Raw genomic sequence first — 15711 nt, 5'->3', positions numbered from 1 at the left:
ATGTAAGGAGGGGTGGGCTCGTGTGGCGGGTTGTCCTGGCCGGACACACGGGGCAATCGTCATCGATGGCCATGCGGTCCGAAGGGCAGCGGATTCATCATAGGCAGCAAGCCCCGTGCCCGCCATACGCCAGAGGGCGAAGGTGCGCTGGACGTGACGGCGAATCGTGGCATGGAAACTGCACTTGCAAGGGCTGCCGTCGTCCTTTGCCCATGCCCCTTTCCACCGCCCCCCTTGCACCGCCCGACGCGGCCTCGGCAGCAGCCTTGGGGCGGGATGCCGACGCGCAAGCGCCGCAGCAGGTCGTGAAGGTSCGGCGCGACTACAACAGCTGGGTGGCSASCGARACSMTSGAGGACTACGCRCTGCGCTACACGCCGCAGCGCTTTCGCAARTGGTCYGAATGGCGSGTGGCCAACACGGCSTTYGGYGCGGCYTCGTTCCTGRTSCTGGAGGCCGTGGGCGCSACGCTGCTGGTGCAGTACGGCTTCATCAATGCCTTCTGGGCCATAGTGGCCACGGGGCTCATCATCTTCCTGGCGGGGCTGCCCATCAGCGTGTATGCGGCGCGCTATGGGGTGGACATGGACCTGCTCACGCGCGGCGCGGGCTTYGGCTACATCGGCTCCACGCTCACCTCGCTGATCTACGCCAGCTTCACTTTCATCTTCTTCGCGCTGGAGGCGGCCGTGATGGCCTATGCGCTGGAGCTGGCACTCGACATCCCGCCCACCTGGGGCTACCTCATCTGCGCCATTGTGGTGATTCCGCTGGTSACSCACGGTGTSTCGGCCATCAGCCGSCTGCAGSTGTGGACSCAGCCGCTSTGGCTGGTGATGCTGGTGGTGCCSTTYGYCTWYGTGCTGGTGCGCGATCCTGGTGCGTTTTCCGGGGTTGTGCACTACGGTGGTGAATCGATGCGCGGCGCCACGTTCCAACTGCCCTTGTTTGGTGCAGCACTCACCGTGGGCATTGCACTCATCACCCAGATGGGGGAGCAGGCTGACTATCTGCGCTTCATGCCCGCCCGCACGCCCGCCACGCGCGGGCGCTGGTGGCTGGGTGTGCTGGTGGGCGGGCCGGGCTGGGTGGTGCTGGGGGTGCTCAAGATGCTGGGCGGCGCGCTGCTTGCCTATCTGGCGCTCACCCACATGGTCCCCGCCGACCGTGCGGTGGACCCTAACCAGATGTACCTGGCCGCCTATGAATAYGTGTTCCCCAACTACGGCTGGGCGGTGGCGGCCACGGCCTTGTTTGTGGTGGTCTCGCAGCTCAAGATTAACGTGACCAACGCCTACGCGGGCTCGCTGGCGTGGTCCAACTTCTTCTCGCGCCTCACGCACAGCCACCCGGGGCGGGTGGTGTGGGTGGTGTTCAACACGCTGATCGCCTTCATGCTGATGGAGATGAACGTGTTCCGCGCCATGGGCGAGGTGCTGGGGCTGTACTCCAACATCGCCATCGCCTGGATCATGTCCGTGGTGGCCGACCTSGTCATCAACAAGCCGCTGGGCCTGTCGCCCAAGGGCATTGAGTTCAAGCGCGCGCATCTGTACGACATCAACCCGGTGGGCGTGGGTTCGATGGCGCTGGCGTCCATCCTGTCCATCAGCGCGCACCTGGGGCTGTTCGGCCCGCTGCCGCAGGCGTTCTCGGCCGTCATTGCGATGGCGGTGGCCTTTGTCACTGCGCCGCTCATTGCCTGGGCCACCGGGGGGCGCTACTACATTGCGCGCCAGTCCGAGCCCGTTGCGCTGGCCGACGTGATGGCGGTGCCCCTGCATGGCCCGCTGCGCCGCAATGCCGAAGGGGGGCTGGGCGCAGAGGCGGGCAGTTACCGGCGCACCACCGTGCAGCRCTGCGTGATCTGCGAGCGCGAGTACGAAGSSCCCGAYATGGCSCASTGCCCSGCSTACCRGGGCGCSATCTGCTCGCTGTGCTGCACGCTSGAYGCGCGCTGCGGCGACCTGTGCAAGCCCCACGCGAGCATGGCGGTGCAGTGGTCGGCCGCCTTGCGCTGGGTGCTGCCGCGCGCCATGTGGCGGTACCTGGACACGGGCCTGGGGCACTTTTTGCTGCTGATGCTGGTGATTGCGCCGCTGCTGGCCTCGGTGATGGGCCTGCTGTACCACCAGGAGCTCAACACCATCGCCCAGGCGGCCACGGACACCGAGGTGATGGCGGCACCCGAAGTGGCGCTGCGCTCGGGCCTGCTCAAGGCGTATCTCGCGCTGCTGGTGATCTCGGGCATCGTGGCCTGGTGGCTGGTGCTGGCGCACMAGAGCCGCMAGGTSGCGCAGGAGGARTCSAACCGCCAGACCGGCCTCTTGGTGCGCGAGATCGAGCTGCACCGCCAGACCGACGAGGCGCTGCAGACAGCGCGCAGCGTCGCCGAGCAGGCGCGCCAGGTGGCCGAAGCGGCCCAGCGCGCGGCCGACCAGGCCAACCAGGCCAAGAGCCGCTATATCAGCGCCATCAGCCACGAGMTCCGCACGCCGCTCAACWCCATCCTGGGCTATGCCCAGCTCATGGGCGAAGACGCGGGTGTGCCCCCGCACCGCAAGCAGGCGGTGCATGTGATCCGGCGCGGCGGCGAGCATTTGTTGTCGCTCATCGAAGGCACGCTCGACATCGCGCGCATCGAGTCGGGCAAGCTCACGCTCGAGGTGGCGCCCATGCGCTTTGCGGACGGGCTGCACGAGATGGCCAGCCTGTTCGAACTGCAAGCTGCCGCCAAGGGCCTGGCGTTCACGTTTGATGTGCAAGGCGTGATTCCGGAAGTGGTGCRTGCCGATGACAAGCGGCTGCGCCAGATCCTCATCAACCTGCTGGGCAACGCCGTCAAGTTCACGGCGCACGGCACTGTCACGCTGCGCGTGCGCCATGCGCGCGAGATGGCACGCATCGAGGTGCAGGACACGGGGCCGGGCCTCGCGGCCGAGGASATCGAGCGCATCTTCGAGCCCTTTGCACGCGGCGGCTCGGGCGGCGGCAGCACCACGGCCGCGCCGGGCGCAGGCCTGGGCCTGACCATTGCCAAGATGCTCACCGCACTCATGGGAGGTGAACTGACGGTGAGCAGCACGCCGGGCGTAGGCTCGGTGTTCCACGTCAAGCTGTTCCTGCCCGAGGTGCATGGGGATGTGCTGGGCAAGGCGGCGGCGCCCGTGGCGGTGCAAGCCCAGCGCGCCCGCAGGGGGTATGCAGGCGAGCGCCGCCGCATCCTGGTGGTGGACAACGAGGAGCCCGACCGCGAACTGCTGCTGCAACTGCTGGAACCCTTGGGCTTTGAGCTGCGCCAGGCGGCCAGCGGCCACGACGCGCTGGACCTGCTGGCCACGGGCTACCGGCCGCACGCGATCTTCATGGACCTGGCCATGCCGGGCATTGATGGATGGGAGACGCTGCGGCGCGTGCGGCAGATGCGGTTGCCAAACGTGCATTGCGCCATTGTTTCCGCCAATGCCTTCGACAAGGCGCTCGATAATGACGTGGAGATCAGCCCCGAAGACTTCATCGTCAAGCCCGTGCGCCACAGCGAGCTGCTGGACTGGCTGGAGCGCCGCCTGGGCCTGCAATGGCAATACGACGAGGCTGCCGAGGCCTTCACGGGGCCAGCGCCCACGGCAGCCTCTGCGGCGCCCGCACCCCTCACATACCCCGATACCACTGCGCTGGCGGCTTTGGCGCAGGCAGTGTCTTTGGGCTACTACCGGGGCATTCTCAACACCCTGGACGACATTGAACGCAGCCAGCCCGCACACAGCGCTTTTGTGGGCACCATGCGGCAGCTGGCCAAGCAGTTCCAATTCGATGCCATGGGCCAGATCCTGGAACAGGCACCCTCGTGATGACCACCGCCAACCCACCTTCCTTTCAGGCCCCTGCCGCGCCGGGTGCCGCGCTGGACCGCACCGACAGCGATGTGGTGCTGATCGTGGACGACGTGCCGGACAACCTGGCCGTCTTGCACGACGCGCTGGATGAGTCGGGCTACACCGTGCTGGTGGCCACGCATGGCGAGGCCGCCCTGCAGCGCGCTGCGCAGGCCCTGCCCGACATCGTGTTGCTGGACGCGATGATGCCCGGCATGGACGGCTTTGAAGTGGCCCGGCGCTTGAAGGCATCGCCCGCCACGGCACACATTCCCATCATCTTCATGACCGGTCTCACCGAGACCGAACACCTGGTGGCCGCGCTGGAGGCGGGTGGCGTGGACTACGTCACCAAGCCCATCAAGCCGCGCGAGGTGATGGCGCGCATGGGGGTGCACCTGGGCTCTGCCCGAAAGGCCCGGCAGGACGCGCGCCAGGCCCGCGAGGCGCGCAACGCGCTCGATGCGTTTGGCTACGCCAGCATCACCGTGCGTGCGGTGGACGGACGCATCGTGTGGCAGACCCCGCTGGCGCGCGAGCTGCTGCAAAGTTACTTTGGTGAAGTGGGCCCGGACGGCGCGCCCACCACCTTCGGCCAATGGGCGCCCGAGCCGGTGCAGGCCTGGCTGCGTCGCCATGTGCTGGCCGACAACGCGGCCGAGCTGCTGGCCGCTTCGCTGGCCGAGCCCCCGCGCCTTGCGGTGGAGCAGGGTGCCCGCAGGCTGACCTTCCGCCTGCACCAGCAGGCTGGCGACAGCGCCGGCGGCGGCGACTGGCTCATCGTGATGCGCGAGGTGTCGGATGCTAAGATCATCGAATCCATGAGCCTGTCCTTCAAGCTCACSGCGCGCGAGGCCGAGGTGCTSTACTGGGTGGTCAAGGGMAAGAYCAACMRSGACATCGGCGASATCCTGGGCRSCAGCCCCGCCACSGYCAAGAAGCACCTGGAGCGTGTGTTTGCCAAGCTGGGGGTGGAAACACGCACCGCAGCAGCGGCCATGGCCATGAACCGCATCCGGCAGTTGCATCCCCAGTTTGAAGGGTGACCGTCGGGGCCAAAAAAACGCATTGACCTTGTCATGTTGCAGCGCAATAATCGCGCACCTTCATTTCCGGAGCCCCAGCGTGGAAAGTGCCAGTTGTTGCAGTGAACCCCAGCAAGCCGTGACGGCTGCTGCCTGCCAGGCCTCCTGACGCCCGCTCCCGGGCCGTGGATTGCCTTGTGCAAGCTCCGGCCCCGTCTCTCCCAGCCCCTGTTGTACCCCGTGCGCCCCCTTCGGCCATGGCGGTGTGGGTGGCTTTACCGTCTTGCCGCTTTGCTGCATCTGTGCCGTCTGCACGGGCCGCGCCCCTTTGGCTGGGGCATGGCCCGCCTGCTGTGACGGTGCCCCCCTGGCGCCCATCTGCGTCTGCGTGCTCCGCCCTGCCTGACAAGGACAACGGCCATGCGTTTTTTTGTTGTGGATCTGCCCCGCCTTTTCCAGCGTGCGGTGGCGCCTGGCGCTGAACGCGCCGAGTATGCTGCATCGCTGCCTTCAGGCGCGCAGGGCCCTGCCCATGGGGCCGCTGACAGCCTGCAAGCCGTGGCCGAACTTGACGGCACCACGTTGTGGCCCACGCACCGCATTCGCTGCTACCTGCATGGCCAGCCGCCTGTGCGGGCATTGCGCCGCCGGGCGCGGCCGCTTTAAGCCGGCCCACGCCGGTATTGCAACCACTACCCAGGAGGCCCCATGGACCCAGACCCGCGCAGGCGCTCCGAAGCGCCGCCCCACACCACATCCCCATTGAACTTTGCATACCAGGCCCAGGGCCCGGGGCGATGGCTCGCGTGACGGCGTGAGCCTCACGCCTCTGGCCGTTGCCGGCCAGAAGGAGTGACTCACCATGTTCCGTTTCATCAACATTTCTGCGCACACGGCACCGCTGCCCGTGACGCGCAACGCCGTCAGCGCTTGCTGCTAGGGAGACCGCCATGAGCTTCCTGCACCACCTGTTCGACCGCTTTTTGCACACCCGCCATGTGACGCGCCACTTTGCGCGGCGGCTGATCCTGGACACGCTGACCCTGGGCCGCGCGCCCACCCCCGCCACCTCGCCCGACCTGCTCAGCCGCGAGCTGCAGCGCGCCGCCAGCGATGACCTGCCCCCACTGATCGAGCGCCTGCAGTCCGACCCTGCGGGTCTGAGTGACGCCCAGGCCGCCGCCGCCTTGGCCCAACACGGGCCCAACGAGGTGGAGCACGAAAAGCCGCTGCCCGCCTGGCTGCACCTGTGGCACTGCTACAAGAACCCGTTCAACGTGCTGCTCACGGTGCTGGCACTGATCTCGTACCTCACCGAAGACCACGAGGCCACCGTCGTGATTCTGGCCATGGTGGTGCTCTCCACGCTGCTGCGGTTTGTGCAGGAGGGCCGCTCCAACCGCGCGGCCGAGCGCCTCAAGTCGCTGGTCAGCAACACCGCCACGGTGCTGCGCCGCAGCGGCGCGGAGGCCGCAGCCACGCCGCGCGAACTGCCCATCCACCAGCTGGTGCCGGGCGACCACATCGTGCTGTCGGCGGGCGACATGATCCCGTCGGACTGCCGCGTGCTCACGGCCAAGGACCTGTTCGTGAGCCAGTCGGCCATGACGGGCGAATCGCTGCCGGTCGAAAAATTTGCCGAGCGCAGCCAGCCCGGCACCAGTGCGCTGGACGCCACCAACCTGCTGTTCATGGGCACCAACGTGGTCTCGGGCTCGGCCACGGCGCTGGTGGTGGCTACGGGCAACCACACCTACTTTGGCACGTTGGCCACCCGCGTCACGGYCACCGACCGCACGCCCACCGCGTTCCAGGCAGGCGTCAACAGCGTGAGCTGGCTGCTGATCCGCTTTGCGCTGGTCATGGTGCCCATCGTGCTGGTGGTCAACGGCTTTACCAAGGGCGACTGGCTGGAGGYGTTTCTGTTCGCGCTGTCGGTGGCCGTGGGCCTCACGCCCGAGATGCTGCCCATGATCGTGACCAGCACGCTGGCCAAGGGCGCCGTGCTGCTGTCGCGCAAGAAGGTGGTGGTCAAGCGGTTGGACGCGATCCAGAACTTTGGCGCCATGGACGTGCTGTGCACCGACAAGACCGGCACGCTCACACAGGACAAGATCTTTCTGGAGCGCCACACCGACGTGTTCGGCCACAACAGTGACGAGGTGCTGGCCTTTACCTACCTCAACAGCCACTACCAGAGCGGCCTGAAGAACCTGCTGGACCACGCCGTGCTGGAGCATGTGGAGCTGCAGACCGACCTGCGCCTGGCGCAGGACTACCGCAAGGTCGATGAGGTGCCGTTCGACTTCGTGCGCCGGCGCATGTCGGTCATCGTCAGCGAGCGCAACGAGCACCACGAGCTGATCTGCAAGGGCGCGGTGGAGGAGATGCTGGACGTGTGCACCCAGGTGCGTGTGGTGGAAGACTCCGGCGCGCAAGACCTGCCGCTGGACGCCACCCTGCGCGCACGGGTGCTGGAGGTGACGCGCGGTCTGAACAACGAGGGCCTGCGCGTGGTCGCCGTGGCCATGAAGGAGACGCCACCCCAGCAGACGGTGTACAGCGTGGCCGATGAATCGGGCCTCACGCTGATCGGCTACGTGGCGTTTCTGGACCCACCGAAGGAATCCACCGCCCCTGCGCTCAAGGCGCTGGCCTCGCACGGTGTGGCCGTGAAGGTGCTGACCGGCGATAACGAGCTGGTGACGCTCAAGGTCTGCCGCGAGGTGGGCCTGGCTGTGCAGGGCGTGTTGCTGGGCAAGGACGTGGACGCCATGGACGACATCACCCTGGCGCGCGCGGCCGACACCCACAACGTGTTTGCCAAGCTCTCGCCACTGCACAAGGAGCGGCTGGTGCGCGCGCTGCGCGCGGGCGGCCATGTGGTGGGCTTCATGGGCGACGGCATCAACGACGCCCCCGCGCTGCGTGCGGCCGACATCGGCATCAGCGTGGACAGCGCGGTGGACRTKGCCAAGGAGKCGGCCGACATCATCCTGCTSGAGAARAGCCTGATGGTGCTGGARSAGGGCGTGRTGGARGGCCGCMRSACCTTYRSCAACATGCTSAAGTACATCMRSMTSACGGCSAGCTCSAAYTTCGGCAACGTGTTCTCGGTGCTGGTGGCCAGTGCGTTCCTGCCMTTYYTGCCGATGCTGCCGCTGCACCTSYTGGTGCAGAACCTGCTGTATGACCTGTCGCAGATCGCCATCCCGTTCGACAACGTGGACGAGGAGCTCATCCGCAACCCGCTGAAGTGGAACCCGGGCGACATCGGCCGCTTCATGGTGTTCTTCGGGCCCATCAGCTCGGTGTTCGACATCACCACCTTCGCCGTCATGTGGCACGTGTTTGGTGCCAACAACGTCGGGGCGCAGACGCTGTTCCAGTCGGGCTGGTTCGTGGTGGGGCTGCTCACGCAGACGCTGATCGTGCACATGATCCGCACGCCCAAGCTGCCATTTGTGCAAAGCGTGGCGTCGGTGCCGCTGCTTGCGGCCACGGTGCTCATCATGGCGGTGGGCATCTTCATCCCCATGGGGCCGCTGGCCGGGCACTTCAAGCTGCAGGCGCTGCCGCTGGCTTACTTTCCGTGGCTGGTGGGCATTCTGGCGGGCTACGTGCTGCTGACGACCGTGATGAAGCGCTGGTACGTGCGGCGCTACGGCTGGCAGTGAGCGGACGCCAAGCGCGGGCCAGGGTCAGCGCGCCAGCGCCTGCTCCAGTTGCTGCTTGTTCATCCGGGAGCGACCCCGGATGTTCTCTCGCTTGGCGTCCTCGTACAGCTGCTCGCGCGTGCGGCCCTGCGGGCCGCGGTGCGAGTTTTTGCCGCCGCGTACGGGTGCGGGCGTGGCTTTCAGGGTCTTGGGGTTGGCCGTGCGGGCTTCGCCGTGTTGCGCGCGTTCCTTGTTCACTGTGCGCGCGGCAATCTCTTCGGCGGTGCTTTCGCTCTCTCCGCGCTCCAGCAGGCTGTCCTTGATGTGTTCGTACTGGCGCTCGCGTTTGGCGCTCCAGGCGGCACGTGGCATGGGGACTCCTTTCCGATCAACAGGTGAGCTTTTCAGCTTAGACCCGTGACTTGGCGGAGCGGTCAGTGCATCGTGACGGCGGGTGTAGGACAGGCCCGCTGGGCCGCCCGGAGGGGCGCCGCAGGCACTTCGGGCGCATATTTGAGAAAAAGTGGCTGCAAGCGCTAGTGTTTCATGCGCTGGCAGCTATCTTTTTTGTAGTGTTTCTACATCCCCAGCGACTTGAGCAGCGCATCCGTGTCGTCCTGGCCGGCTGGCGGTGGGGCGGGCACGGGCGGTGCTTCTTGCGACTGGGCCATCAGCGCGTCCGGGTCGGGAGCTTCCTGGGCTTCAAAGTCGTAGAGCTTGATGAACTCGGTGCGGTCGATGGCGAGTTCCAGGTAGAAGATGTTGTTGTTGCTGGTGTAGAAGGTCACGCGCCGGGCCTCGGGCTTGTCGAGGTTGGCGTCCACCGACAGCTGCACCTGCTTGTTCAGCACCAGCATCTTGGGCTGGTTCTGCGTGATGTGGGTCTGCAGCTCGCGCCGCACCTTGCCGGTGAAGTCGCCCACCACCTGGTTCATCAGCTCGCCCATCACGTTGCTGACCTCGTCGGAGGTGTACGAACTGACCAGGTCATCCTTGGACATGCCCATGTTCAGCAGGTAGTTGGCGTACAGCTCCATCGCCGCCTGGCCTGAGAAATTGATGATCACCAGCCCCGAGAAGCCGCCGTCAAACAGCACAAAGCAGCCAATGTCGGGTTTCAGGCAGGTCTTGCTGATGCGCTGCACCATGCCGGAATAGTGGATCTGGCTGTGTGTAGCCACGCCCAGCACGCGGGTGACGGAGTTGCACAGGCTTATCAAAAGGTCTTCGGTGCCGTAAACGGGGGATTTTTCGGGGGTGCTCATGGTGGGGGTAGCGGAAAACAACTTGGTGCACAGCATAGGCGATGATGCCGCCGTAAACCAGAGTGCAGGCCCTGCCGTGGTGCCGATCCCCCCGTGGTATCCCGGTCATTGACTTTCGACGGGGCTCGGATATCGTGCTTTTCATCCAAATAAGAGAGGGGGGCCCGATGGGCAATGTCTATTTCTATGGCCTGACCGATTTCCAGGCGATCGCCACCGGGGCGGCCGTGCTGGCCAGCGGCGGTGGTGGCAGTTACCAAGACGCATGCGCCATCGTGCAGCAGCTGGCAGACCAGGGCTACACGGGCACGGTGCAGGTGCAGGACTACGACGGCGCCACCAATGCCTGTGTGCTGGCCATCATGGGTTCGCCCGACGCGGCCGACAACCTCACCCTCACGGCGGTGCAGAACTCCATCAGCAACACCGTGGCCGTGATGCAGGCGTACACCGGCATGCAGCCAGGCGCCTTCATCCCGGTGGAGATCGGGCCCATCAATTCGCTGGTGCCGCTGATTGGCGCGGCCATGTCGGGCGGCAGCATCTGGGTGGTGAACGGCGATGGCGCAGGCCGTGCCGTGCCTGAGCTGCCCCAGACCACCTTCACCGCCCCTTCCGGGCCAGCGCCCAGTCCCGCCGTGCTGGCCAGCGATGCGTCTACGCTGGTGGCGGCGGAGTACGCGGTGCTGGGCTCCGGCACGGCGTCGGGCATCGAGTCGCTGGCGGGCGGGGTGGTGGGCGGTTTTGGCGGGTACTCGGGTATCGCGATGTGGCCCTCCAACGCAGGCAACCAGTTCGCGTTGTCGGGCAGCTACATTCCGGGCACGCTGGAGCAGGCACGCCAGCTGGGCCTGCAGCTCTTGCAGGCGGTCACGCCGCTCAGCACCCAGGCCGTGGCGGCGGGCATCCAGAACCTCACCGGCCGTGCCGCGCGCGCCGTGGTCACCAACTTTTTCATCACCTCGGTCAGCCAGTCCACGTCCAGCGCGTCGCTGGACTCGGGCATCATCCGGCTGGACAATGCACCCGACCCGGCCCAGAGCACCGAGACACATTACCTCTACAACCTCAACGAGAACCTGATCATGTATTCGGCGGCCAGCACCACCCCCGACATCATTGCGCCCGACTCGATCTGCTACTACTCCGAGAGCACGGGGCGCGGTTTCTCGAACGCGAGCGACKACCTGGCCCAGTATTTCGATGCCACAACGGGCCGCAGCACCGGCAACCAGGTGAGCGTGATTGCGGTGCAGACTGCGCCCCAGCTCTACAACACCCCTGGTGTCGTGGCATCGTTTGCCGCGCTGCTGCGCAATATCGGTTACGCGGGTGGCATGCCGCCCGGCTGAACCCTGCAGCCCGCACCGACGCACGAGAGAAACGGAACGCTGTGAAAAAAGGTGGTCATGGCCATGGGTGAGGCGGACCTGAACAAGGAGCGGCTGGAGCTGGCCCTGGAGGCCGCCGGGCTCGACCTGTGGGAGAACGACCTCATCACCGGCAACGTCACGCGCAAGGCGACCAAGACGTTTGAAGAGCTGGGGTTCTCCGAGGATGAAATCGTCTCGGGCGTGCAGGACATCTACGGCCTGTTCCACCCCGACGACATCGACACCGTGCGCAAGGCCGTGGCCGACCACCTGACGGGCGTCACGCCGCAGTACCGGTGTGAGTTCCGGCTGCGCTCCAAGAGTGGCGAGTGGATCTGGTTTGCCAACTATGGCCGCATCATGGACGGCCACAGCGAGACGCCCGGCAAGCGCTTGATCGGCGTCACGTTCAACATCCACGACCGCAAGTGCCGCGAGACCGAGATCGCCCAGATCAACCAGCAGCTCACCGAGCAGAACCGCCTGCTGCAGCAGCTCAACGCCACGCTGGAGCGGTTGGCCGCCAACGACTCGCTCACGGGCCTGTCCAACCGCCGCACGCTGATGGAGCTGGGTGCCAAGGAATACAAGCGCACGGAGCGTTTTGGGCACCCGATGTCCGTGCTGGTGGCAGACATCGATTTGTTCAAGACCGTCAACGACCTGTACGGCCACCTGGCGGGCGACCGCGTGATCTGTGCCGTGGCCCAGGTGTGTGCCGGGCACAAGCGCAGCGGTGTGGACATCGTCGCGCGGTTTGGGGGCGAGGAGTTTGTCATCGTGCTGCCCGAGACCGACAGCGCGAGCGCGTTGCAAGTGGCAGAGTCGCTGCGCCGCGAGGTCGAGTCCTTGCTGGTGTGCGTGGGCGACGAAGGGCAGGAGGTGGCCGTCACCGTGAGCATTGGCGTAGCCACCCTGTACAAGGGCTCGGGGATGAATTTTGAAGAGCTGGTGAACCGTGCCGACCAGGCCCTCTACCAAGCCAAGGGCACAGGGCGCAATGCCGTGTACTGCGCCGACATGCCGCCCGAAAAAGGGGGCGTGGTCGAGCAGGTTTCGCTCGACCTGGGAGGGGGGATCTCTCAGCCCTGAGGCCCGCGCGCGGCCTGGTGGATCGCCGCCCGGATGCGCGGGTAGGTGCCGCAGCGGCAGGCATTGCCCGACATGGCGGCGTCGATGTCGGCATCGGTAGGCTGCGGCGTTTTCTTCAGCAGGGCACAGGCCGACATCAGCTGCCCGCTCTGGCAGTAGCCGCACTGCGCCACATCCACCGCGGTCCATGCGGTGCGCAGTGCAGTGGCTTCGGGGCCCTGCAGGCCCTCGATGGTGGTGACCTGGGCGCTGCCCACGGCCGACAGGGGCGTGATGCAGGCGCGCACCGGCTCGCCGTTCAGGTGCACCGTGCAGGCGCCACACAGCGCCATGCCGCAGCCAAACTTGGTGCCGTTCATCTGCAGCTCGCCGCGCAGCAACCACAGCAGGGGTGTGTCGGGTTCGGCGTTGACAGCGACGGGTTTGCCGTTGAGGTTGATGGTCGTGGTCATGGGGGCTCCGGTGCGGCGGGTCAGCTGAGCTTGAGCGGCAGCGCGCGCAGGCGCTGGCCGGTGAGGGCAAACAAGGCATTGGCCACGGCGGGTGCAATGGGCGGCACGCCGGGCWCGCCCACGCCCTCGGGGGGCTCGGCGCTGGCGATGATGTGGGTCTCCACGCGGGGGCAGTCGGCCATGCGCAGCAGGGGGTAGTCGTGCAGGTTGCTCTGCTGCACCTGGCCGTCTTTGATCGTCACTTCGCCCCACAGCGCCGCCGTGAGGCCGTAGACCACAGCGCTTTCCATCTGCTGGGCAATCAGGTTGGGGTTGATGGCCGCGCCGCAGTCGATCACGCACACCACGCGGTGCACGCGGATCGCCTTGTCGGCACCCACCGACACCTCGGCCACCTGAGCGACGATGGAGCCGAACGACTGGTGCAGCGCTACGCCGCGCGCCCGTTGCACGCCCGACGCATCGGGCGGCAAGGGCTGGCCCCAGCCCGCCAGATCGGCCGCCTTTTGCAGCACCTTCAGGTGGCGCGGGTGTTTTTGCAGCAATGTGGCACGGAAGGCCACCGGGTCCTTCTTGGCAGCGTGGGCCGCTTCGTCCACAAAACTCTCTTTGAAAAACGCCTGGTGCGAATGCCCTACTGAGCGCCAGAAGCCCACGGGCAGCGGCAGGTCGATGATCTCGTGGGCGATGCGTGCGTGGGGCCACTCGTAGGGCTGGTCGAACGCGCCTTCGGACGCGGTCTTGTCCGGCCCGGCGCCTGGCAGGCCAAAGGTGCGGGACAGCACCTGCGGCACGATGGCCTGGCCGGCCGATACGTTGTGCCAGGCCACGAGCTGGCCCTGTGCGTCCAGCCCGGCCTTGAACCGCGCCACGCAGGCGGGGCGATAGAAGTCGTGCTGCATGTCCTGCTCGCGGGACCACAGTGTCTGCACCGGTGCGCCCCCAGCAGCCTTGGCAATGGCGGCGGCCTGGGCCACGTAGTCCACCTCCAGCCGCCGGCCAAAGCCACCGCCCAGCAGCAGCTGGTGCACGGTCACCTTGGTGTCGTCGATGCCCAGGGCCTTGGCGGCCGCCATGCGCGCCAGGCCCGGTACCTGGGTGGATGTCCACACGCTGGCCGCGCCATCCCTGAACTGTACGGTGCAGTTGATGGGCTCCATGGTGGCGTGGGCCAGGTAAGGCGCGCGGTAGTCGGCAGTGAGGGTGGTTGCAGCGCCTTGCAGGGCCTGGTCCACATCGCCCACGCTGTGGTAGCCAAAGCCCTGGGCCTTTTCCAGCGCCTGGGTCAGCTGGGTCATGACGGCGGCGCTCGACAGCGTGGCGGCGGGGCCATGGTCCCACTGCACGGTGACTGCGGCGGCGGCCTTTTTGGCGTGCCAGGGCGTGTCGGCAATCACAGCCACGCCGCCGGTGCCGCCGTGGTAGGGTGCTACGGCCAGCACCTGCTTCACCCCAGGCATCTTTTGCGCAGCTGCGCCATCGAACTGGGCCACCTTGCCGCCCCGCGTGGGGCACATCACCACGCTGGCGTGCAGCAGGCCGGGCGGGTGGGCATCGATGCCAAACACCGCACTGCCATCGAGCTTGGAGGGCGCCTCGATGCGGGTGAGCGGCTTGCCGATCAGCTTGAATTCCGCAGACGCCTTGAGGGGCACCTTGCCTGGAGGCGGCTGCTGCGCCGCCAGTGCGGCCAGCTCGCCAAACGTGGCGCGCTGGCCTGCCGCATGTTCCACCACGCCGGCGTTGGCCTTGCATTCGGCGGCCTGCACCTTCCATTGCACGGCCGCTGCGTTGATGAGCATGGCGCGGGCGTGGGCACCGGCCTCGCGCATGGGGCGCCACAGGTCCTTGATGCTGCTGGAGCCACCCGTCATCATCACGCCCACTTCGCGCATGGTCTTGGCGGTCAGCCAGCCCGCCACGGCCTTGATGGAGCCGTCGTTGTCGGGGTGGAACGGCAGGCCGTCCACCACCGTGGCCAGGTTGTTGTAGATGTCGTCGATGGGCGCCATCTCCAGCCGCACCTGGGCCCAGTCGGCGTCCAGCTCTTCCGCCAGGATGGCGGCCAGCCCGGTGTGCGCGCCCTGGCCCATTTCGGACTTGGCCATCATCACCGTCACCGTGTTGTCGGCGGCTACCTTGAGCCAGCCATTCAGCGCCACCTGGCCTGTGCCCTGGGTCAGGGGCTGCGCGGTGTGCAGCCGCTGGCGCGGGGGCACCACGCCCCAGCCAATGACCAGCGCGCCGGCTGTTGCGGCGCCACCGAGAAGCACTGTGCGTCGTTTCACCATGGGTTGTCCTGAGCGGTTGAGAAAGTGCACGCCGGTGCCTTCGATGGCAATCACCGCGTGGCAAGGGCAGGGGGCCATCCTAGCGCCACTGCGCAGCGCTGCGCTGCCGGCGAATGTCGGCTATGTGACGCTGCGCCGCACGCGCATGGCAATGCGGTTGAGCCCGACGGGCGTCAATCCCAGGTGGCGGGCCAGGTCTTTTTGCGGGATGCGCAGCGCCAGGTTGGGGTGTGATGCCAGGAAGGCGCGGTAGCGGCCCTCGGGGGTGAGGGTGAGCAGTTCGCGCTCACGCGCCTCCTTGCGCGCGGCGTACACCAGGGTCAGCTGGTACAGCGCCTTTGCCCAGGGCAGGTGGCGTTCGGCCAGCGCGAGCAGCACGCCGTGGTCGATGCGCTCCAGGGTGGCGGACTCGATGGCCGTCACCATGAAGGCCGTGCGGCCGCCCGGCTGCAGGGCGGACACGCTGGCAAAAAAGCGTCCTTCTTCGGCAAACGACTTGATCCATTCCGTGCCGTCATCCTGCAGGTAGCTCAGCTTGAACAAGCCTGCTTGAACCGCGTAAACATACGGGTGCTGTACCCCCTGCAGAAAGACCGTGCCGCCTGCCTGTACCGCGTGCGTGGTGATGGCGCGCTCTGCCGTGGCCCAGTCGGGCAGGGCCTGCGTGCCCGCCGCCTGTGTG

Annotated in this window: 11 protein-coding genes; 6 read left to right on the top strand and 5 right to left on the bottom strand. The window is 66.8% G+C overall.

Features of this window, described 5'->3' with window-relative positions; all coding sequences use genetic code 11:
- Positions 1-212 precede the first annotated feature (212 nt).
- The 4 genes from AC04MI_RS10535 to mgtA all read left to right on the top strand — a co-directional run bounded on the left by AC04MI_RS10535 (position 213) and on the right by mgtA (position 8577).
- Positions 213-3851, top strand: coding sequence for a hybrid sensor histidine kinase/response regulator (locus tag AC04MI_RS10535; RefSeq protein ID WP_476497755.1), 3639 nt, complete (start codon positions 213-215; stop codon positions 3849-3851).
- The gene (locus AC04MI_RS10530; protein WP_476497754.1) at positions 3851-4921 is read left to right on the top strand and encodes a response regulator; all 1071 of its coding nucleotides are present in this window, start codon (positions 3851-3853) and stop codon (positions 4919-4921) included. The genes AC04MI_RS10535 and AC04MI_RS10530 overlap by 1 nt, the downstream gene beginning before the upstream one ends.
- A gap of 399 nt (positions 4922-5320) precedes the next feature.
- Positions 5321-5566, top strand: coding sequence for a hypothetical protein (locus tag AC04MI_RS10525; RefSeq protein ID WP_436078174.1), 246 nt, complete (start codon positions 5321-5323; stop codon positions 5564-5566).
- A 284-nt stretch (positions 5567-5850) separates the two neighbouring features.
- Entirely contained in the window at positions 5851-8577 is a 2727-nt protein-coding gene (gene mgtA, locus AC04MI_RS10520) for a magnesium-translocating P-type ATPase (protein WP_476497753.1), read from the top strand.
- Between the two features lie 24 nt (positions 8578-8601).
- On the opposite strand, the gene AC04MI_RS10515 is transcribed toward mgtA, so the two are convergent.
- Both AC04MI_RS10515 and AC04MI_RS10510 read right to left on the bottom strand, forming a co-directional pair.
- Positions 8602-8928 carry a hypothetical protein gene (locus tag AC04MI_RS10515; RefSeq protein ID WP_056060603.1) on the bottom strand — a complete coding sequence of 109 codons (327 nt, stop codon included), beginning with the start codon at positions 8926-8928 and terminating at the stop codon, positions 8602-8604.
- Between the two features lie 206 nt (positions 8929-9134).
- Positions 9135-9821 (bottom strand): DUF3334 family protein, encoded by a 687-nt coding sequence (locus AC04MI_RS10510; protein WP_056062049.1) that lies wholly within the window; start codon positions 9819-9821, stop codon positions 9135-9137.
- A 167-nt stretch (positions 9822-9988) separates the two neighbouring features.
- Here AC04MI_RS10510 and AC04MI_RS10505 point away from each other — a divergent pair, with 167 nt between their 5' ends.
- Together AC04MI_RS10505 and AC04MI_RS10500 are read left to right on the top strand one after the other, a co-directional pair.
- A complete protein-coding gene (locus AC04MI_RS10505) occupies positions 9989-11173 on the top strand; it encodes an S-methyl thiohydantoin desulfurase domain-containing protein (RefSeq protein WP_476497752.1) in 1185 nt (394 codons plus the stop codon).
- Positions 11174-11230: 57 nt separating this feature from the next.
- Positions 11231-12286: a sensor domain-containing diguanylate cyclase gene (locus tag AC04MI_RS10500; RefSeq protein ID WP_225580894.1), complete on the top strand. Its 1056-nt coding sequence runs from the start codon at positions 11231-11233 to the stop codon at positions 12284-12286.
- Here the strand turns inward: AC04MI_RS10500 and AC04MI_RS10495 are convergent.
- The 3 genes from AC04MI_RS10495 to AC04MI_RS10485 form a co-directional block, all read right to left on the bottom strand.
- Entirely contained in the window at positions 12277-12738 is a 462-nt protein-coding gene (locus AC04MI_RS10495; protein WP_108500298.1) for a (2Fe-2S)-binding protein, read from the bottom strand. The genes AC04MI_RS10500 and AC04MI_RS10495 overlap by 10 nt on opposite strands.
- 20 nt (positions 12739-12758) lie before the next feature.
- On the bottom strand, positions 12759-15029 hold the full coding sequence (locus tag AC04MI_RS10490) for a xanthine dehydrogenase family protein molybdopterin-binding subunit (protein WP_476497751.1): 2271 nt from the start codon (positions 15027-15029) through the stop codon (positions 12759-12761).
- Positions 15030-15149: 120 nt separating this feature from the next.
- Positions 15150-15711 (bottom strand): Crp/Fnr family transcriptional regulator (locus AC04MI_RS10485; RefSeq protein WP_476497750.1); only part of this gene is annotated, 562 nt, incomplete at its 5' end.

This window comes from Acidovorax sp. LjRoot204 (genome assembly GCF_056175785.1).
The sequence above is the reverse complement of the archived record's forward strand: the minus strand, read 5'-3'. Positions and strand labels throughout refer to the sequence as shown.